The organism is Erythrobacter sp. KY5 (assembly GCF_003264115.1).
Taxonomy (GTDB): Bacteria; Pseudomonadota; Alphaproteobacteria; order Sphingomonadales; family Sphingomonadaceae; genus Erythrobacter.
This window is the reverse complement of the sequence record NZ_CP021912.1, coordinates 2524157-2540332: the sequence shown is the minus strand read 5'-3', so window position 1 is coordinate 2540332 and position 16176 is coordinate 2524157. Positions and strand designations below refer to the sequence as shown.

The 16176-nt window shown below is 59.3% G+C and carries 24 protein-coding genes; 23 read left to right on the top strand and 1 reads right to left on the bottom strand.

Translation table 11 applies throughout. From position 1 onward, the window contains the following. The first annotated feature begins 215 nt into the window (after window positions 1-215). Complete coding sequence (locus tag CD351_RS12105) at window positions 216-842, top strand: hypothetical protein (RefSeq protein ID WP_111992869.1); 627 nt, start codon at window positions 216-218, stop codon at window positions 840-842. A 3-nt stretch (window positions 843-845) separates the two neighbouring features. Then, window positions 846-1916, top strand: a complete 1071-nt coding sequence (locus CD351_RS12100) for an ImmA/IrrE family metallo-endopeptidase (protein WP_111992868.1) — start codon at window positions 846-848, stop codon at window positions 1914-1916. Window positions 1917-1957: 41 nt separating this feature from the next. Here CD351_RS12100 and CD351_RS12095 read toward each other — a convergent pair whose 3' ends face one another. After that, window positions 1958-2557, bottom strand: coding sequence for a GNAT family N-acetyltransferase (locus CD351_RS12095; protein ID WP_174214270.1), 600 nt, complete (start codon window positions 2555-2557; stop codon window positions 1958-1960). Window positions 2558-3057: 500 nt separating this feature from the next. Between CD351_RS12095 and rpsL the strand changes: the two genes are divergently transcribed. The 21 genes from rpsL to rplF all read left to right on the top strand — a co-directional run bounded on the left by rpsL (window position 3058) and on the right by rplF (window position 16175). After that, a complete protein-coding gene (gene rpsL / locus CD351_RS12090) occupies window positions 3058-3429 on the top strand; it encodes a 30S ribosomal protein S12 (RefSeq protein WP_007164630.1) in 372 nt (123 codons plus the stop codon). A 133-nt stretch (window positions 3430-3562) separates the two neighbouring features. Then, window positions 3563-4033, top strand: coding sequence for a 30S ribosomal protein S7 (gene rpsG / locus CD351_RS12085; protein WP_111992867.1), 471 nt, complete (start codon window positions 3563-3565; stop codon window positions 4031-4033). A gap of 133 nt (window positions 4034-4166) precedes the next feature. Continuing rightward, on the top strand, window positions 4167-6299 hold the full coding sequence (gene fusA, locus CD351_RS12080; RefSeq protein WP_111992866.1) for an elongation factor G: 2133 nt from the start codon (window positions 4167-4169) through the stop codon (window positions 6297-6299). Window positions 6300-6392: 93 nt separating this feature from the next. Further along, a complete protein-coding gene (gene tuf / locus CD351_RS12075; protein WP_111992865.1) occupies window positions 6393-7568 on the top strand; it encodes an elongation factor Tu in 1176 nt (391 codons plus the stop codon). A gap of 437 nt (window positions 7569-8005) precedes the next feature. Next, window positions 8006-8317, top strand: a complete 312-nt coding sequence (gene rpsJ, locus CD351_RS12070; RefSeq protein WP_006831877.1) for a 30S ribosomal protein S10 — start codon at window positions 8006-8008, stop codon at window positions 8315-8317. Between the two features lie 309 nt (window positions 8318-8626). Beyond that, complete coding sequence (gene rplC, locus CD351_RS12065) at window positions 8627-9439, top strand: 50S ribosomal protein L3 (RefSeq protein WP_111992864.1); 813 nt, start codon at window positions 8627-8629, stop codon at window positions 9437-9439. A gap of 3 nt (window positions 9440-9442) precedes the next feature. After that, complete coding sequence (gene rplD / locus CD351_RS12060) at window positions 9443-10066, top strand: 50S ribosomal protein L4 (RefSeq protein ID WP_111992863.1); 624 nt, start codon at window positions 9443-9445, stop codon at window positions 10064-10066. Continuing rightward, window positions 10059-10367 (top strand): 50S ribosomal protein L23, encoded by a 309-nt coding sequence (locus CD351_RS12055; protein WP_111992862.1) that lies wholly within the window; start codon window positions 10059-10061, stop codon window positions 10365-10367. The genes rplD and CD351_RS12055 overlap by 8 nt, the downstream gene beginning before the upstream one ends. Before the next feature lie 8 nt (window positions 10368-10375). Beyond that, entirely contained in the window at window positions 10376-11212 is an 837-nt protein-coding gene (rplB, locus tag CD351_RS12050; protein WP_111992861.1) for a 50S ribosomal protein L2, read from the top strand. Window positions 11213-11218: 6 nt separating this feature from the next. Further along, on the top strand, window positions 11219-11494 hold the full coding sequence (gene rpsS / locus CD351_RS12045) for a 30S ribosomal protein S19 (protein WP_007164620.1): 276 nt from the start codon (window positions 11219-11221) through the stop codon (window positions 11492-11494). Beyond that, complete coding sequence (gene rplV, locus CD351_RS12040) at window positions 11494-11871, top strand: 50S ribosomal protein L22 (RefSeq protein ID WP_007164619.1); 378 nt, start codon at window positions 11494-11496, stop codon at window positions 11869-11871. Before rpsS ends, rplV begins: the two co-directional genes overlap by 1 nt. A 3-nt stretch (window positions 11872-11874) precedes the next feature. Then, window positions 11875-12570 carry a 30S ribosomal protein S3 gene (rpsC, locus tag CD351_RS12035; RefSeq protein ID WP_111992860.1) on the top strand — a complete coding sequence of 232 codons (696 nt, stop codon included), beginning with the start codon at window positions 11875-11877 and terminating at the stop codon, window positions 12568-12570. A gap of 21 nt (window positions 12571-12591) precedes the next feature. Then, entirely contained in the window at window positions 12592-13026 is a 435-nt protein-coding gene (gene rplP, locus CD351_RS12030) for a 50S ribosomal protein L16 (protein ID WP_111992859.1), read from the top strand. After that, on the top strand, window positions 13026-13232 hold the full coding sequence (gene rpmC, locus CD351_RS12025) for a 50S ribosomal protein L29 (protein ID WP_111992858.1): 207 nt from the start codon (window positions 13026-13028) through the stop codon (window positions 13230-13232). The genes rplP and rpmC overlap by 1 nt, the downstream gene beginning before the upstream one ends. A 10-nt stretch (window positions 13233-13242) precedes the next feature. Beyond that, entirely contained in the window at window positions 13243-13545 is a 303-nt protein-coding gene (gene rpsQ / locus CD351_RS12020; protein ID WP_007164615.1) for a 30S ribosomal protein S17, read from the top strand. 72 nt (window positions 13546-13617) lie between these two features. Further along, window positions 13618-13986: a 50S ribosomal protein L14 gene (gene rplN, locus CD351_RS12015; RefSeq protein ID WP_007164614.1), complete on the top strand. Its 369-nt coding sequence runs from the start codon at window positions 13618-13620 to the stop codon at window positions 13984-13986. A gap of 1 nt (window position 13987) precedes the next feature. Continuing rightward, window positions 13988-14308, top strand: a complete 321-nt coding sequence (rplX, locus tag CD351_RS12010) for a 50S ribosomal protein L24 (protein ID WP_111992857.1) — start codon at window positions 13988-13990, stop codon at window positions 14306-14308. Next, window positions 14301-14885: a 50S ribosomal protein L5 gene (gene rplE / locus CD351_RS12005; protein WP_111992856.1), complete on the top strand. Its 585-nt coding sequence runs from the start codon at window positions 14301-14303 to the stop codon at window positions 14883-14885. Before rplX ends, rplE begins: the two co-directional genes overlap by 8 nt. Window positions 14886-14929: 44 nt before the next feature. Then, on the top strand, window positions 14930-15235 hold the full coding sequence (rpsN, locus tag CD351_RS12000) for a 30S ribosomal protein S14 (protein ID WP_111992855.1): 306 nt from the start codon (window positions 14930-14932) through the stop codon (window positions 15233-15235). An 11-nt stretch (window positions 15236-15246) separates the two neighbouring features. Beyond that, window positions 15247-15642, top strand: coding sequence for a 30S ribosomal protein S8 (gene rpsH / locus CD351_RS11995; RefSeq protein WP_111992854.1), 396 nt, complete (start codon window positions 15247-15249; stop codon window positions 15640-15642). Beyond that, window positions 15642-16175: a 50S ribosomal protein L6 gene (gene rplF, locus CD351_RS11990; RefSeq protein WP_111992853.1), complete on the top strand. Its 534-nt coding sequence runs from the start codon at window positions 15642-15644 to the stop codon at window positions 16173-16175. The genes rpsH and rplF overlap by 1 nt, the downstream gene beginning before the upstream one ends. Window position 16176: the final 1 nt, after the last annotated feature.

Genomic DNA, 16176 nt, shown 5'->3' with positions numbered 1-16176 from the left:
TTCGTGGGATCGTAGGGAGGGGTTTTCATCGCGCGGTCCTTTTGTGGAGAGGAAAGGACCAGGGGATTTGGCAGGTTTTGGGCGTGTAGGAAAATGGGCAGCACAGGCCGTGCCTTTGACTTCTGCGAACGCTGTGGAAAGCGTTGAATCAAGGCTTGCGTTTAATTTCTTGCACCTCCAATGATGGAGAAATTGTTAAACGGCAGGAAATCCCTATGACCTCGTTCGCCACGCAAATTATCGAAACTGAACAAGAGGTCGACGCACGCCTGCACGATTTCGGATTGGTTCGCGGCCAGATACTCGCAATCGCGGACGTAGCTAAGGCGCAGGCAGAAGACGCGAGCCCCCTTATGCCTAAGAATGCGCCGGGCACCTTGGCTTACGTGTATGGCGTGAATGAATTGCGCAACCAACTCTTGGACGGGATATGGAGCGTTGATCGCACGCAAAATATTGAGTCTGTCATTAATCGTGAATTGGGCCTCAGAATCGGTTTTCAAAACGTTGACCATGCATGTGACGTGACCTTCCCACCAATGCCACGGTCGGCGAAAGGTACAGCTGCTGAAGGGATGAGTGGGCCAACTCTTTTTGATTACTCTGGGGTTGAGATGGGAACTCCTACCGGAGCCCTAACCGACGGTGTCCCCACGTATTATGTTATGGTCGGTGAGGATGGCTCAGTAGAACTATCGCATCCTATCATCTCGGACGGGGCCTACACCGATTTCATCGAACGTATTCTCATTCGTGGAGTTGGAGGTGATTGGTCCGAAGAGATCGATCCCGAGACAGGTCCGATCTCTGAATTCGACGTACCGGTCAGTTTGAAGAAGTAGGCCATGCATTTTTCAGGTGAGAGGTTGAGGGTCGCTCGACAAAGGCGAAAACTCACGGGGAAGGAGCTGGCGAAAAAGTCCGGCCTTACATCTGTGACGGTATCGAAGGCCGAGAACGGTCATCAAGTCGAAGAGGACACAGCGAGAGCGCTCGCAAGCGCTTTAGGCTTTCCGTTCGAATTTTTTTGGTTGGAGCCACCACAAGTCATCAATGCAGAGAGCGTAAGTTTTCGGAGCCTCTCAAAGATGGGTGCTGCCGAGCGTGACGCCGCACTTGCAGCGGGGTCTTTAGGGGTCGAGCTATACGAATGGGTTGAGCACCGATTCAACTTGCCCTCCCCGAATCTAATTGACCTTAATAAAGAACGGAATCGGCCAGATACAGCTGCGCGTCTTTTGAGGCAGCATTGGGGGCTAGGCGATCGTCCGATTGGTAATATGCTCGCCTTACTGGAATCTAACGGCGTTCGAGTGTTATCGCTTTCTGAAAACACTGCGAATGTAGATGCCTATTCTTTTTGGAAGGCGGACAACCCGTACATTTTTCTCAATCAGAGAAAGACGCCTGAGCGTTCGATTTTCGATAGTGCTCACGAACTGGGTCACTTAGTCATGCATCACCATGCAGGGGCCAAGAATGACAAAGGAGCCGAATACCAGGCAGATGCGTTCGCTTCCGCATTTCTAATGCCAGAAGCGGACATTAAGGGGCAGATTTCTGGCATTTCGACCGCGGCACAGGTAATACGAAAGAAAGATCGCTGGAGAGTTTCGGCAATGGCTCTTGCCTATCGCCTTCACAAGCTTCGGCTGATTAGCGATTGGGTTTACCGATCAATTTGTATCGACCTCGGCAAGCAAGGATATCGGAGTGGCGAGCCAGTTGGCGTGGAGCGAGAAAAATCGGTCGTGTGGGAGAAAGTACTAATAGCTCTTTGGTCTGAGCGAATGACTAAAGCAGATATCGCAAATGGCTTAAAGATTCCGCTCGAGGAACTCGAAAACTTCATCTTCGATTTAGCAGGTCGGAGCCCCTCGCCATTCACCGGGGCTAGCCTTAAGCTCGTAGTTTGACTTGAATTGGTTCATTTGCCCCGCAACCCCCACCAAACCTCTCACCCAAAAGCCGCGAACACCTCTGCCATGCCGGGTGGGTCGCATTCGGCTTTCAGCCTGGCGAGGGCGGTTTTTACGTCGAGTACGAATTCCAGCGTCCCTCGGTCGTGGCCCTTGATCTTGCCGCCTAGCGAGCGGGTGAAGTCCAGCGCGCTCGCATTGTCGGCCAGCATGTTGACCTCGAACTCGGCGATGCCTTCGTCTATCGCGTCGAGCAGGATCGTTGCGGTCAACAGCTTGCCAAGGCCAAGGCCGTGATACTCGTCAAGCACGGCAACGGAGAACTCCGCGCAATCGTCATCCTCGTGGTCGCGAAAGGCGTGGACCGCGCCGATGGCGGGCTGGTCGTCCTTGCCCGTGTCGATTGCGCCCCATGCGATATGGTCGTGCCCGTCGGCTGCGATCAGCCGCTCTATCACCCAATCGGGTGCGGTGCGCGCGCCGGAAAAGAAGCGCAGATAGCGCGACCGGTCGGACATCTGCGCGATGCCAGCGCGCATCAGCTCGCGGTCGTCCTCGCGTATGGTGCGAATGCAAACGGGGTTGCCGTTTTCCAGCCGGGTGTGGATCTCGATGGGAGAGGCGGGCTTGCTGGGCATGGCGGGCAGGCTATATCATGGACGGGCACGCGGGGCAGCGCGAAAATCGGCTGCGTTCGGGTTGACCTTCTGGCCATCCTCGCTTAAGTGCGCGCCCATCCGAAGACCGGCTTGCCATGCGCCTGTCCCGAGTCTTCGAACAATAGAGCTGAACATTGCCGGTTCGTCCTGCAGGTCTCGCTTCGAAATGAGTGAGGCCTTTTCTATTGGGCTCGCGCGTACCTTTTGACGGGGAAGCGCGGGTGTGGGGCGGTCCGACAAAGTAACCCGGTGGCCGAGTGGCCGATTTGGGTGGAGCGTTTTCAGCTTGTGCTTTCCTTGCGAGATCGCCGCGATCGCGGCGTTCGTCTCGCAAGCAGCCCGCGAAATGGCGGGCAGGGCACGAGCAGCACTCCACGCACAATCGTCCGCAAGTCGCCACCATTCATAATTGATCCATCCGGGCGCAAAACCGGTGCCCACTTTTGCTGATGGGTCAAGACAACGGTGAAGAGTAACTTATGCCGACGATCAACCAGCTGGTCCGCAAGGGCCGCACCCCGCAGAAGGCCAAGTCGAAGGTCCCTGCGATGGAGCAGAACCCGCAGAAGCGCGGTGTCTGCACGCGCGTCTATACGACGACGCCGAAGAAGCCGAACTCCGCTCTGCGTAAGGTCGCCAAGGTGCGCCTGACGAACCAGCGCGAAGTCATCTCCTACATTCCGGGCGAAGGCCACAACCTGCAGGAGCACTCCGTTGTGCTCATCCGCGGCGGCCGTGTTCGCGACCTTCCCGGCGTTCGCTACCACGTCCTTCGCGGCGTGCTCGATACGCAGGGTGTGAAGGACCGCAAGCAGTCCCGCTCGAAGTACGGCGCCAAGCGTCCGAAGTAATTGAGACGCGGTGACGGGCCTCTCCCCCGCCGTTCCACCCATACGGATACAATCCGGGTGGAAGGGCGGGGGAGAGGGCCGGCGCCGCCAAGACGCTCGCGGATGCGAGCGGCTCTCCAAAGGAGTTTTGAACATGTCACGTCGTCGTCGTCCCGAAAAGCGGGTCATCCTGCCCGATCCCCGTTTTGGTGATCAGGTTCTCTCGAAGTTCATGAACAACCTCATGCTTGACGGTAAGAAGGCCGTTGCTGAAGGTATCGTCTACTCGGCGCTCGAAACGGTTGAGGCGAAAGCCAAGGCCGATCCGGTGCAGCTGTTCCACGATGCGCTCAACAACGTGAAGCCGCAGGTCGAGGTCCGCAGCCGCCGTGTTGGTGGTGCGACCTATCAGGTGCCGGTCGAGGTTCGCCCCGAGCGTGCCCAGGCTCTCGCGATCCGCTGGCTGATCGGTGCGGCTCGTGGTCGCCCCGAAACCACCATGAGCGCCCGTCTGTCGGGTGAGCTGATGGACGCCGCCAACAACCGCGGCAACGCCGTCAAGAAGCGCGAAGACACGCACCGCATGGCGGACGCGAACCGCGCCTTCTCACATTACCGGTGGTAAACCGGTGAATCAGTCACGCCGCTGGTAAAGGTTGTGGGGAGGCGAGGGCTCACGTCTTTCGCCTGTCACAATCGTCACTATATGGGGGCCGACCCGTCATTGGCGGCCCCCACGAGACCCTAAGGAAGATATTATGGCCCGCGATTATCCGCTGGAGCGCTATCGCAATATCGGCATCATGGCACACATCGATGCCGGCAAGACCACCACGACCGAGCGTATCCTCTACTACACTGGCAAGTCTTACAAGATCGGCGAAGTGCACGATGGCGCTGCGACGATGGACTGGATGGAGCAGGAGCAGGAGCGTGGCATCACGATCACCTCGGCTGCGACCACGTGTTTCTGGAACCCGGAAGACCCCGACATGGATCCGATGTCGGATCCCAAGGCGCTGCGCGAAAACACACCCAAGCACCGCATCAACATCATCGACACCCCCGGCCACGTCGACTTCACGATTGAAGTCGAGCGTTCGCTGCGCGTGCTCGACGGTGCGGTTGCCTGCTTTGACGGCGTTGCCGGTGTTGAGCCGCAGTCCGAGACTGTCTGGCGTCAGGCCGACAAGTACAAGGTTCCGCGGATGTGCTTCATCAACAAGCTCGACCGCACCGGCGCCGACTTCAAGTACTGCGTGCAGTCGATCATCGACCGCCTCGGTGCGACCCCGGCTGTCCTGTACCTGCCGATCGGCATTGAATCGAGCCTCGAAGGCCTCGTCGACCTCGTCAACCAGCGCGCGATCACCTGGAAGAACGAAGACCTCGGCGCGGAATATTCGTTCGGCCCGATCCCTGACGACATGGCTGACGAAGCGGCAGAATACCGCGAGAAGCTGATCGAGCTTGCCGTTGAGCAGGACGATGACGTCATGGAAGCCTATCTCGAAGGCAACGAGCCTGACGTTCAGACGCTCAAGCGCCTGATCCGCAAGGGCACGCTTGAGCAGAAATTCGTCCCCGTCCTGTGTGGTTCGGCGTTCAAGAACAAGGGTGTTCAGCCGCTTCTCGATGCGGTCATCGACTACATGCCGTCGCCGCTCGACGTTCCCGCGATTAAGGGCGTCCTGCCCGACAGCGACGAAGAAGCATCGCGTCCGTCATCGGACGATGCGCCTTTCAGCGCGCTGGCGTTCAAGATCATGAACGACCCGTTCGTAGGCAGCCTCACCTTCACCCGGATCTATTCGGGCAAGCTCGAAAAGGGCTCGGTCCTGAACTCGGTGAAGGACAAGAAGGAAAAGATCGGCCGTATGTTGCTGATGCACTCCAACGAGCGTGAAGACATTGATGAGGCGTTTGCCGGCGACATCGTTGCACTGGCAGGCATGAAGGAAACGACCACGGGCGACACCCTGTGCGATCCTTCCAAGCCGATCATCCTTGAGCGGATGGAATTCCCCGATCCCGTGATCGAGCTTTCCGTCGAACCCAAGACCAAGGCCGACCAGGAAAAGATGGGCGTTGCGCTCAATCGTCTGGCTGCTGAGGATCCCTCGTTCCGCGTCACGACCGATCACGAATCGGGCCAGACGATCATCAAAGGCATGGGCGAGCTTCACCTCGACATTCTCGTCGATCGCATGAAGCGCGAATTCAAGGTCGAAGCCAATGTCGGTGCGCCGCAGGTGGCTTACCGTGAATATCTCGCTCGTCCTGTCGACGTGGATTACACCCACAAGAAGCAGTCGGGTGGTTCGGGTCAGTTTGGCCGCGTCAAGATCAAGGTCACCCCGGGTGAGCGCGGTCAGGGCTTCGTGTTCGAAGATGAGATCAAGGGCGGTAACATTCCGAAGGAATATATCCCCGCGATTGAAAAGGGCTTCCGCGAGCAGGCCGAAAGCGGTCACCTCGTCGGCTTCCCGATCATCGACTTCACCGTTAACCTGTATGATGGCGCGTATCACGACGTCGACTCGAGCGCGATCGCGTTCGAAATCGCCGCTCGCGGTGCAATGCGTGAAGTGGCCGAGAAGTCGGGCATCAAGCTGCTTGAGCCGATCATGAAGGTTGAAGTCGTGACCCCCGAGGATTACCTCGGCGACGTCATCGGCGACCTCAACAGCCGTCGTGGCCAGATTCAAGGCACCGACACGCGCGGCAACGCCCAGGCGGTCGAAGCCAACGTGCCGCTCGCCAACATGTTCGGTTACGTCAACGAGCTGCGTTCGTTCACTCAGGGCCGTGCCCAGTACTCGATGCAGTTCAGCCACTACGACGAAGTGCCGCAGGCTGTGGCGCAAGAGGTTAAGGAGAAGCTTGCGTAAGCAGGCGCTAAACGCTAGGGGCGGCGCCTGATTCAGCGGGCCCGCCCTTTCTCCCGCGAAGCAATCAATTTCAAAAAGAAGGTTATTAGAGAAATGGCGAAGGAAAAGTTTGAGCGTAACAAGCCGCACGTCAACGTCGGCACCATCGGTCACGTTGACCACGGTAAGACCACGCTGACCGCAGCAATCACCAAGGTCCAGGGTTCGGCCGTCGATTTCGCAAACATCGACAAGGCTCCTGAAGAGCGGGAGCGCGGCATCACCATCTCGACCGCACACGTCGAATACGAAACCGACAACCGTCACTACGCTCACGTCGACTGCCCGGGTCACGCTGACTACGTGAAGAACATGATCACCGGTGCAGCGCAGATGGACGGCGCTATCCTGGTTGTGAACGCAGCTGACGGCCCGATGCCGCAGACCCGCGAGCACATCCTGCTTGCCCGTCAGGTCGGCGTTCCTCAGCTGGTCGTCTACATGAACAAGGTTGACCAGGTTGACGACGAGGAAATCCTCGAGCTCGTCGAGCTGGAAATCCGCGAACTCCTCAGCGAGTACGGTTTCGACGGCGACGATATTCCGATCGTGAAGGGTTCGGCTTTGGCCGCTCTCGAAGGTCGTGATCCGGAAATCGGCGAAAACTCGATCAAGGCTCTGATGGAAGCTGTCGACAGCTACATCCCGCAGCCCGACCGTCCGGTCGACAAGGACTTCCTGATGCCGATCGAAGACGTGTTCTCGATCTCGGGTCGCGGTACGGTTGTTACCGGCCGTGTCGAAACCGGCGTTGTGAACGTTGGCGACGAAGTCGAAATCGTCGGCATCAAGGACACCACCAAGACGACCGTCACCGGCGTTGAAATGTTCCGCAAGCTGCTCGATCGCGGTGAAGCTGGCGATAACATCGGTGCCCTGATCCGCGGCGTTGGCCGTGAAGAAGTCGAGCGTGGCCAGGTCCTCGCGAAGCCCGGTTCGGTTACGCCGCACACTGAGTTCAGCGCAGAAGTCTACGTCCTCTCGAAGGACGAAGGTGGCCGTCACACGCCGTTCTTCGCTAACTACCGTCCGCAGTTCTACTTCCGCACCACCGACGTGACCGGCGAAGTGATCCTTCCCGAAGGCACCGAAATGGTGATGCCGGGCGACAACGTGACGATCAACGTCAAGCTGATCGCTCCGATCGCCATGGACGAAGGTCTGCGCTTCGCAATCCGCGAAGGCGGCCGCACCGTCGGCTCGGGCGTGGTTGCAAAGATCACCAAGTAAGCCGTTGCTCCTCACGGAGCGCGACAAATTCGGGGGCCGGTTCACTATAGGTGAGCCGGCCCTCAGTTTATGTAGGGTATGGTCGACACATCCGTGCCGACCTCGGTGCCAGCCCGTCTCCCCCTCCCAACCACCCGATACCGTATCGGATAATCATCGGGCGGTTGGGAGGGGGAGACGGGCTGGCACAGCAAGGGAAGGGCGGATGCCCTGACCGCACTCGACGCGTGCGCGTACTTTTCGTGACACTTATGGGTTGCCAGAATCCGGCTCACCCGATATACGCGCGCCAACCGCAGCGGAGATTCGTTTCCGTTGTAACGAAATTAGGTAAGGCCGCCCGCAGAACGGCAACGAGAAGCGGGGCTGGCCTTTTGTTTTTGAGGGCGTCGCCCACCACAGTGGCGTTCTTCGGCTCTTTCGCATTGGTATAGGTAATGGAAGCACAGAATATCCGTATTCGCCTCAAGGCATTTGACCACCGCGTTCTCGACCAGGCGACTGGCGAAATCGCTGACACGGCGCGTCGTACGGGTGCTCTTATTCGTGGCCCCATTCCCATGCCGACGCGTATCGAGAAGTTCACCGTGAACCGCGGCCCGCACATCGACAAGAAGTCGCGCGAGCAGTTCGAGGTGCGCACCTATAAGCGGTTGCTCGACATCGTGCAGCCCAACGCCCAGACGGTCGACGCTCTGATGAAGCTGGACCTCGCTGCTGGCGTGAACGTCGAAATCAAACTCGCCTAAGTCGCGTTCGATTTCACCGTCCTTCGACCGGGACGTTAAACGGATCGAGAATTTGGGCCTCCGATGGCCCCGCAGGTCGGAAACGACCCGCAAGACATCTGGATACCGCCGGGCGTTTCTTCGGAAACATCATTGCTCGGGCTGCGTCCTCCGTCTCGCCAAACCGGCGCCATAAAGGCGAGGGGAGGCATAAGCCCGGACGGGGCTCGCAGCATAAACAAATTGGGCAACTGGAATGCCAAGGAAACGAGGCATTCCGCACGCACCTTTGGGATGGTCCCTTGGGTGCCTCTGTAAGGAGTATAGACGATGCGCACAGGCGTGATCGCAAAGAAGGTTGGGATGACCCGCCTCTTCCAGGAGGACGGACGGCACGTGCCCGTAACCGTGCTCGCACTGGAAGATTGCCAGGTCGTCTCGCACCGCACCGCAGACAATGACGGCTACTTCGCCGTCCAGCTGGGTGCAGGCGAAGCGAAACAGAAGAACGTTGCGAAGCCGCAGCGTGAGCATTTCGGCAAGGCAGGCGTTGGCCTCAAGCAGCGCGTTGCCGAATTCCGCGTTGAGAGCGAAGACGGCCTCGTGCCCGTCGGTTCGCTGATCAGCGCCGATCATTTCGTTGCCGGCCAGAAGGTCGACATCACGGGTCACACCCAGGGTAAGGGCTTTGCCGGCGCTATGAAGCGCTGGGGCTTCGGCGGTCTTCGCGCCACCCACGGTGTTTCGATCTCGCACCGTTCGCACGGTTCGACGGGTAACCGTCAGGATCCGGGCCGCGTGTTCAAGGGCAAGAAGATGGCCGGTCACATGGGTGATCGCCAGCGTACCCAAATGAACCTCGAAGTGGTTCGCACCGACGCGACCCGCGGTCTCCTCTTCATCAAGGGTTCGGTCCCGGGTTCGAAGAATGGCTGGCTGTTGGTTCGCGACGCGATCAAGCTTCCGATGCCTGAAGACCTGCCGTTCCCCGGCGCAGTCGTAGAGACTGCCAAGCCGCAGGACGAAGCCGTAGCTCCCGAGCAGGACGCCACCGATGTGGCAAGCCAGGCTGAAGAAGCCGCTGCCGAAGACAACGCTCCCGCAACCGAAGTTCCGGCTGCGGAAGAGAAGAAGGAAGACTAAGCCATGAAGGTGAAGGTCCAGAAAATCGACGGGAAGGCGTCGGGCGATATCGAACTGTCGGATGACGTGTTCGGTGTTGAGCCTCGCGCTGACATCCTGCACCGGGTCGTGACCTGGCAGCTCGAGAACCGCCGCGGAACCGCTCGTCCCACGCGTGAGCGTTCGGACGTGGCGCGCACCGGCGCAAAGTTCGGCCGTCAGAAGGGTTCGGGCGGCGCTCGCCACGGCGATCGCGGCGCTCCGATCTTTATCGGCGGTGGTAAGGCTCACGGTGCTCGCAAGCGTGACTTCAACCCGTCGCTGAACAAGAAGATCCGTGCTCTCGGTCTCAAGATGGCTCTTTCGACCAAGGCGAAAGACGGCCTCGTCGTTCTCGACAGCCTTGAGCTGAAGGATGCGAAGACCCAGGCTCTCAAGGGTCACTTCGACAAGCACGGTTTTGCCGGCAAGGTCCTCGTGATCGACGGTGACGCTGTGAATGACGGCTTCAAGCAGGCTGCAGGCAACCTCAAGGGCGTCAACGTGATGCCTGCCGCGGGCGCCAACGTCTACGACATCCTCAACCACGACACGCTGATCCTCACCAAGGACGCGGTCGAAAAGCTGGAGGCGCGCTTCAATGGCTAAGAAGGACAGCATCGACGCGCGGCACTATGACGTGATCCTCGCACCTCACATCACCGAGAAGTCGACCATGGCGTCGGAATCGAATGCGGTGGTGTTCAAGGTGGCGAATGACGCGACCAAGCCGCAGATCAAGGAAGCGGTGGAAGCCATCTACGACAAGAAAGTCGTATCGGTGAACACCATCCTGACCAAAGGCAAGACCAAGCGCTGGAAGGGCAAGCCCTACAAGCGCTCGGATTTCAAAAAGGCTGTTGTACGTCTCGCTGATGGCGAGATGATCGACATCACCAGCGGTATCTGAGGCGGATCATGGCACTCAAGAACTACAAACCGACAAGCCCCGCACGTCGCGGCCTTATCCTGATCGACAAGTCGGGCCTCCACAAAGGTGGTCCGGTCAAGTCGCTCACCGAAGGCAAGCGCAAGACCGGTGGCCGTAACAACAAGGGTCACGTGACTTCGCGCGGTATCGCGGGCGGTCACAAGCAGAAGTATCGTTTCATCGACTTCAAGCGTCGCAAGTGGGATGTCCCCGCGACCGTCGAGCGGATCGAATACGACCCCAACCGCACCGCTTTCATCGCGCTTCTGAAGTACGAAGACGGCGAACTGGCCTACATCATCGCTCCGCAGCGTCTCGCCGTGGGTGACACGGTTGTCGCTGGCGAAAAGACCGACACGAAGCCTGGCAACGCCATGCTTCTGGGTCAGATGCCGGTCGGAACGATCTGTCACAACGTCGAGATGAAGCCGGGCAAGGGCGGTCAGATCGCTCGCAGCGCAGGCGCCTATGTCCAGCTCGTCGGTCGTGACCGCGGCATGGTCATCGTTCGCCTGAACTCGGGCGAGCAGCGTTACCTGCGTTCCGATTGCATGGGAACGGTTGGCGCGGTTTCGAACCCCGACAACCAGAACCAGAACTTCGGCAAGGCCGGTCGTACCCGTTGGAAGGGCCGTCGCCCGCTCACTCGCGGTGTCGCCAAGAACCCGGTCGATCACCCGCACGGTGGTGGTGAAGGCCGCACCAGCGGTGGCCGTCACCCGGTTACTCCGTGGGGCAAGCCGACCAAGGGCGCCCGTACCCGCAAGAACAAGCAGACGGACAAGATGATCATCCGTTCGCGGCACGCGAAGAAGAAGAGGTAAGCAGACATGGCACGTTCCGTCTGGAAAGGTCCGTTCGTGGAACTCAGCCTTCTCAAGAAGGCCGAGGACGCACAGGAAGCGAGCAGCAACAAGCCGATCAAGACCTGGTCGCGTCGCTCCACCATCCTGCCACAGTTCGTTGGGCTCACGTTCAACGTCTACAACGGTCAGAAGTTCATCCCGGTTTCCGTTTCGGAAGAAATGGTTGGCCACAAGCTTGGCGAGTTCGCTCCGACGCGCAACTTCCCGGGTCACGCGGCTGACAAGAAGGGTAAGCGATAATGGGCAAGGCAAAGTCCCCCCGCCGCGTTGCAGAGAATGAGGCGCTTGCCGTCGGCACCACGATCCGTGGTTCGGCGCAGAAGCTCAACCTCGTTGCCGAGCTGATCCGTGGCAAGAAGGCCGAAGAGGCCATGAACATCCTCTCCTTCTCCAAGAAGGCGATGGCGAAAGACGCCAGCAAGGTGCTCGCATCCGCGATCGCCAATGCGGAAAACAACCACGATCTCGACGTCGATGCTCTCGTCGTTGCCGAGGCTTCGGTTGGCAAGTCGATCACGATGAAGCGTTTCCACACCCGTGGCCGCGGCAAGTCGACTCGCATTCTGAAGCCTTTCAGCAAGCTGCGCATCGTCGTTCGCGAAGTAGAGGAGGCCTAAACCATGGGTCAGAAGAGTAACCCAATCGGTCTGCGTCTCCAGATCAACCGCACGTGGGACAGCCGCTGGTACGCCGAAGGGCGTGACTATGCCGGCCTGCTCGCGGAAGACATCAAGATGCGCAAGTACATCCTCGAGAACCTGCCCCAGGCAGCGATCTCGAAGGTTGTGATCGAGCGTCCGGCCAAGCTGTGCCGCGTTTCGATCTATGCTGCGCGTCCGGGCGTCATCATCGGCAAGAAGGGCGCAGACATCGAAAAGCTGCGCACCAAGCTGTCGACCATGACTTCGAGCGAAGTGAAGCTGAACATCGTCGAGATCCGCAAGCCGGAAATCGACGCCAAGCTCGTCGCTCAGGGCGTGGCTGACCAGCTGGTTCGCCGTGTCGCTTTCCGTCGCGCGATGAAGCGTGCGGTTCAGTCGGCCCTGCGTCTTGGCGCTGAAGGTATCAAGATCGTGTGTGGTGGCCGTCTCGGCGGCGCTGAAATCGCCCGCGTCGAATGGTACCGCGAAGGCCGCGTGCCGCTTCACACCCTGCGTGCGAACATCGACTACGCCGAAACCGAAGCGCTTACCGCTTACGGGATCATCGGAATCAAGGTCTGGATCTTCAAGGGCGAGATTATGGCCCACGATCCGACCGCGCAGGACCGTCTCATGATGGAAGCTCAGACTTCCGGCGTGCGTCCGGCCCGCTGATTGCAGATATAGGAAAGAACCATGCTGCAACCGAAGAAAACCAAGTATCGCAAGGCCTTCAAGGGCAAGATCAAGGGCGAGGCCAAAGGCGGCACGTCACTGAACTTCGGCTCCTACGGCCTCAAGGCTCTTGAGCCTGAGCGTATCACCGCGCGCCAGATCGAAGCGGCTCGCCGTGCGATCACCCGCGCCATGAAGCGTCAGGGTCGCCTGTGGATCCGCGTCTTCCCCGACGTGCCTGTTTCGAAGAAGCCGGCTGAAGTTCGTCAGGGTAAGGGCAAGGGCTCGGTCGAATACTGGGCAGCTCGCGTGAAGCCGGGCCGCATCCTGTTCGAACTCGATGGCGTTCCCGGCCCCGTCGCCGCGCTCGCTTTCGAACGCGCCGCGATGAAGCTTCCGATCAAGACCAAGGTCGTTGCCCGCTTTGGCGACACCTCGCACCTGGGAGGCGAATAATGGCTAACACCGAAGACCTTCGCACCAAGACCGACGATCAACTGACCGCCGAGCTGACCGAGCTCAAGCGCGAGCAGTTCAACCTGCGGTTCCAGGCTGCGACCAACCAGCTCGAGAAGCCTTCGCGCATCCGCGAAGTGCGTCGCACGATCGCTCAGATCAAGACGCTGCAGAACGAGCGGGCCGCAGCTGCGGCTAAGGCGTAAGGAGTAGACAATGCCGAAACGTATCCTCGTCGGGACTGTCACCTCCGACAAGACCGACAAAACCGTGACCGTACTGGTCGAGCGCAAGGTGAAGCACCCGCTTTACGGGAAGATCATCCGCCGCTCGAAGAAGTATCACGCTCACGACGAGAAGAACGAGTACACCCTGGGTGACGTCGTTCGTATCGAAGAGACGAAGCCGATCTCCAAGACCAAGACCTGGGCCGTCAAGGACCGCGTTGTGGCCGGCGGAGTGCAGGCAATCGAAGCCGATCTGGACGTCGCTGAAGCGACCCCGACCGGCGCAGAGTAAGACGTAGCAAGGAACTGCCAGGCCCCGGTTACTGTCGGGTGACTTGGCAAGCCAAGAGAAGGAACCGGATCAATGATCCAGATGCAATCCAATCTCGACGTCGCGGATAATAGCGGCGCGAAACGCGTCCAGTGCATTAAGGTGCTGGGCGGGTCGAAGCGTCGTTTTGCCTCCGTTGGCGACGTGATCGTGGTTTCCGTCAAGGAAGCCCAGCCGCGCGCAAAGGTGAAGAAGGGCGACGTTCACCGCGCCGTCATCGTGCGCACCCGCAAGGATGTGCGCCGCCCCGATGGCAGCGTTATCCGCTTCGACAGCAACTCCGCTGTCCTGGTCAACAAGTCGAACGAGCCGATCGGCACCCGTATTTTCGGGCCGGTGGTTCGTGAACTTCGCGGCCGCGGCTTCATGAAGATTATCTCGCTCGCTCCGGAGGTGCTCTAAGATGGGTGCTGCAAAGATCAAGAAGGGTGACGAAGTCGTCGTACTCTCGGGCAAGGACAAGGGCCGTACCGGCAAAGTCCAGCAGGTCCTGCCGAAAGAAGGCAAGATCATCGTCGAGGGTATCAACATCGCGACCCGTCACCGCAAGCCGAGCCAGCTGAACCCGCAAGGTGGCATCGACCGTACTCCGGCTCCGATGCACATTGCCAAGGTCGCGCTGGCTGATCCCAAGGATGGCAAGCCCACCCGCGTCCGTTTCGAAGAAAAGGACGGCAAGAAGGTGCGCGTTGCCGTGAAGAGTGGGGAGACCATCGATGGTTGATTCCAGCTACACTCCGCGCCTCAAGGCCAAGTTCGACGAAGAGATCGTCAAGGCGATGACCGAAAAGTTCGGTTACAAGAACCGCCTTGAAGTTCCCAAGATCGAGAAGATCACGCTCAACATGGGCGTGGGCGAGGCGAGCCAGGACAAGAAGAAGGTCGCGACCGCGGCTGAGGAAATGGCCCTGATCGCTGGTCAGAAGCCGGTCATCACCAAGGCGAAGAAGTCGATCGCACAGTTCAAGCTGCGCGACGGCATGCCGATCGGCTGCAAGGTCAACCTGCGCCGTGACCGCATGTACGAATTCCTCGACCGCCTGGTGACCATCGCGATGCCCCGCATCCGTGACTTCCGCGGCCTCAATCCGAAGTCGTTCGATGGCCGTGGCAACTACGCCATGGGCATCAAGGAACAGATCATTTTCCCGGAGATCTCGTACGACAAGATCGAGAAGGTCCGGGGCATGGACATCATCATCACCACCACCGCCAAGACCGATGAAGAAGCCCGCGAGCTTCTGCGTCTGTTCGGCTTCCCCTTCCAGGGCGAAGCAGGCGAAGAGAAGAAGGCCGCCTGAGGGCGTGCCTTGGACAAGACACTAGGAAAGAGAGCTTAAGTCCAATGGCGAAACTGAGTTCGATCAACAAGAACGAGCGCCGCAAGCAGCTCGTTAAGAAGTACGCAGCGAAGTACGAAAAGCTGAAGGCTATCGCTGACGATGAATCGCTTGATGAAAGCGAGCGTCTGATTGCGCGCCTGAAGATGGCCGAGATTCCGCGCAATGCGAATCCGACCCGCGTGCGCAACCGCTGCGCCACCACCGGCCGCCCGCGCGGCTATTACCGCAAGTTCGGCATCAACCGCATCGAACTGCGTCAACTCGGCAACCGGGGCATGATCCCGGGTCTGACCAAGTCGAGCTGGTGAGGAACTGATAGATGGCTATGACCGATCCTCTGGGTGATATGCTCACCCGCATCCGCAACGGCCAGCAGGCGAAGAAGGACAGCGTCCTTTCGCCCGCTTCCAAGCTGCGTGCAAACGTTCTCGAAGTGCTTCAGCGCGAAGGCTACATCCGTGGCTACAGCGAAGACAGCTCGGGCAAGCACGCTGCGCTGCGTATCGAACTGAAGTATTTCGAAGGCGAGCCGGCGATCAAGCACGTCGCTCGCGTCTCCAAGCCGGGCCGCCGCGTCTATTCGGGTTCGAAGGGACTTCCGAACGTTCGCAACGGCCTTGGCATCACCATCGTCTCGACCCCGCGCGGTGTCCTTTCGGACGCTGAAGCGCGTGAGAACAATGTCGGCGGCGAAGTGCTCGCGGAGGTGTTCTGATGAGCCGCATTGGTAAAAAGGCAGTCCCGATCCCGGGCGGTGTGACGGCCAACATCGAAGGCGACACGCTGACGGTAAAGGGCCCGAAGGGCACGCTGACCATGGGTCTTTCCGACCTCATCGACTACAAGGTCGAGGGTGACGAGATCCAGGTAAACCCGGCCAATGACACCAAGCAGGCGCGCTCCTTTTGGGGCATGCAGCGCACGCTGGTTGCCAACCTGGTTGAAGGTGTGACCGACGGTTTCTCCAAGACGCTCGAAATTTCGGGTGTTGGTTATCGTGCAAACGCGCAGGGCAAGAAGCTTAAGCTCGAGCTTGGTTTCAGCCACGACGTGATGCTCGACGTGCCCGAAGGTCTTGAAGTGAAGACCCCGGACCAGACCACCGTTGAAATCAGCGGTATCGACAAGCAGGCCGTTGGCCAGTTTGCCGCCGAGATCCGCGAATATCGCAAGCCTGAGCCGTACAAGGGCAAGGGTATCAAGTATCGCGGCGAGTATATCTTCCGCAAGGAAGGAAAGAAGAAGTAAG

What these genes read in the sequence shown, in the direction of transcription:
- rplF (WP_111992853.1), top strand. Translation starts at nt 15,642, where the DNA reads ATGAGCCGCATTGGTAAAAAGGCAGTCCCGATCCCGGGCGGTGTGACG.
- rplE (WP_111992856.1), top strand. Translation starts at nt 14,301, where the DNA reads ATGGTTGATTCCAGCTACACTCCGCGCCTCAAGGCCAAGTTCGACGAA.
- rpsJ (WP_006831877.1), top strand. Translation starts at nt 8,006, where the DNA reads ATGGAAGCACAGAATATCCGTATTCGCCTCAAGGCATTTGACCACCGC.
- rplN (WP_007164614.1), top strand. Translation starts at nt 13,618, where the DNA reads ATGATCCAGATGCAATCCAATCTCGACGTCGCGGATAATAGCGGCGCG.
- rpmC (WP_111992858.1), top strand. Translation starts at nt 13,026, where the DNA reads ATGGCTAACACCGAAGACCTTCGCACCAAGACCGACGATCAACTGACC.
- rplC (WP_111992864.1), top strand. Translation starts at nt 8,627, where the DNA reads ATGCGCACAGGCGTGATCGCAAAGAAGGTTGGGATGACCCGCCTCTTC.
- tuf (WP_111992865.1), top strand. Translation starts at nt 6,393, where the DNA reads ATGGCGAAGGAAAAGTTTGAGCGTAACAAGCCGCACGTCAACGTCGGC.
- fusA (WP_111992866.1), top strand. Translation starts at nt 4,167, where the DNA reads ATGGCCCGCGATTATCCGCTGGAGCGCTATCGCAATATCGGCATCATG.
- rpsC (WP_111992860.1), top strand. Translation starts at nt 11,875, where the DNA reads ATGGGTCAGAAGAGTAACCCAATCGGTCTGCGTCTCCAGATCAACCGC.
- rpsH (WP_111992854.1), top strand. Translation starts at nt 15,247, where the DNA reads ATGGCTATGACCGATCCTCTGGGTGATATGCTCACCCGCATCCGCAAC.
- rplX (WP_111992857.1), top strand. Translation starts at nt 13,988, where the DNA reads ATGGGTGCTGCAAAGATCAAGAAGGGTGACGAAGTCGTCGTACTCTCG.
- CD351_RS12100 (WP_111992868.1), top strand. Translation starts at nt 846, where the DNA reads ATGCATTTTTCAGGTGAGAGGTTGAGGGTCGCTCGACAAAGGCGAAAA.
- rpsN (WP_111992855.1), top strand. Translation starts at nt 14,930, where the DNA reads ATGGCGAAACTGAGTTCGATCAACAAGAACGAGCGCCGCAAGCAGCTC.
- rplB (WP_111992861.1), top strand. Translation starts at nt 10,376, where the DNA reads ATGGCACTCAAGAACTACAAACCGACAAGCCCCGCACGTCGCGGCCTT.
- CD351_RS12095 (WP_174214270.1), bottom strand. Translation starts at nt 2,557, where the DNA reads ATGCCCAGCAAGCCCGCCTCTCCCATCGAGATCCACACCCGGCTGGAA.
- rpsQ (WP_007164615.1), top strand. Translation starts at nt 13,243, where the DNA reads ATGCCGAAACGTATCCTCGTCGGGACTGTCACCTCCGACAAGACCGAC.
- rpsL (WP_007164630.1), top strand. Translation starts at nt 3,058, where the DNA reads ATGCCGACGATCAACCAGCTGGTCCGCAAGGGCCGCACCCCGCAGAAG.
- CD351_RS12105 (WP_111992869.1), top strand. Translation starts at nt 216, where the DNA reads ATGACCTCGTTCGCCACGCAAATTATCGAAACTGAACAAGAGGTCGAC.
- rplD (WP_111992863.1), top strand. Translation starts at nt 9,443, where the DNA reads ATGAAGGTGAAGGTCCAGAAAATCGACGGGAAGGCGTCGGGCGATATC.
- rplP (WP_111992859.1), top strand. Translation starts at nt 12,592, where the DNA reads ATGCTGCAACCGAAGAAAACCAAGTATCGCAAGGCCTTCAAGGGCAAG.
- CD351_RS12055 (WP_111992862.1), top strand. Translation starts at nt 10,059, where the DNA reads ATGGCTAAGAAGGACAGCATCGACGCGCGGCACTATGACGTGATCCTC.
- rpsG (WP_111992867.1), top strand. Translation starts at nt 3,563, where the DNA reads ATGTCACGTCGTCGTCGTCCCGAAAAGCGGGTCATCCTGCCCGATCCC.
- rpsS (WP_007164620.1), top strand. Translation starts at nt 11,219, where the DNA reads ATGGCACGTTCCGTCTGGAAAGGTCCGTTCGTGGAACTCAGCCTTCTC.
- rplV (WP_007164619.1), top strand. Translation starts at nt 11,494, where the DNA reads ATGGGCAAGGCAAAGTCCCCCCGCCGCGTTGCAGAGAATGAGGCGCTT.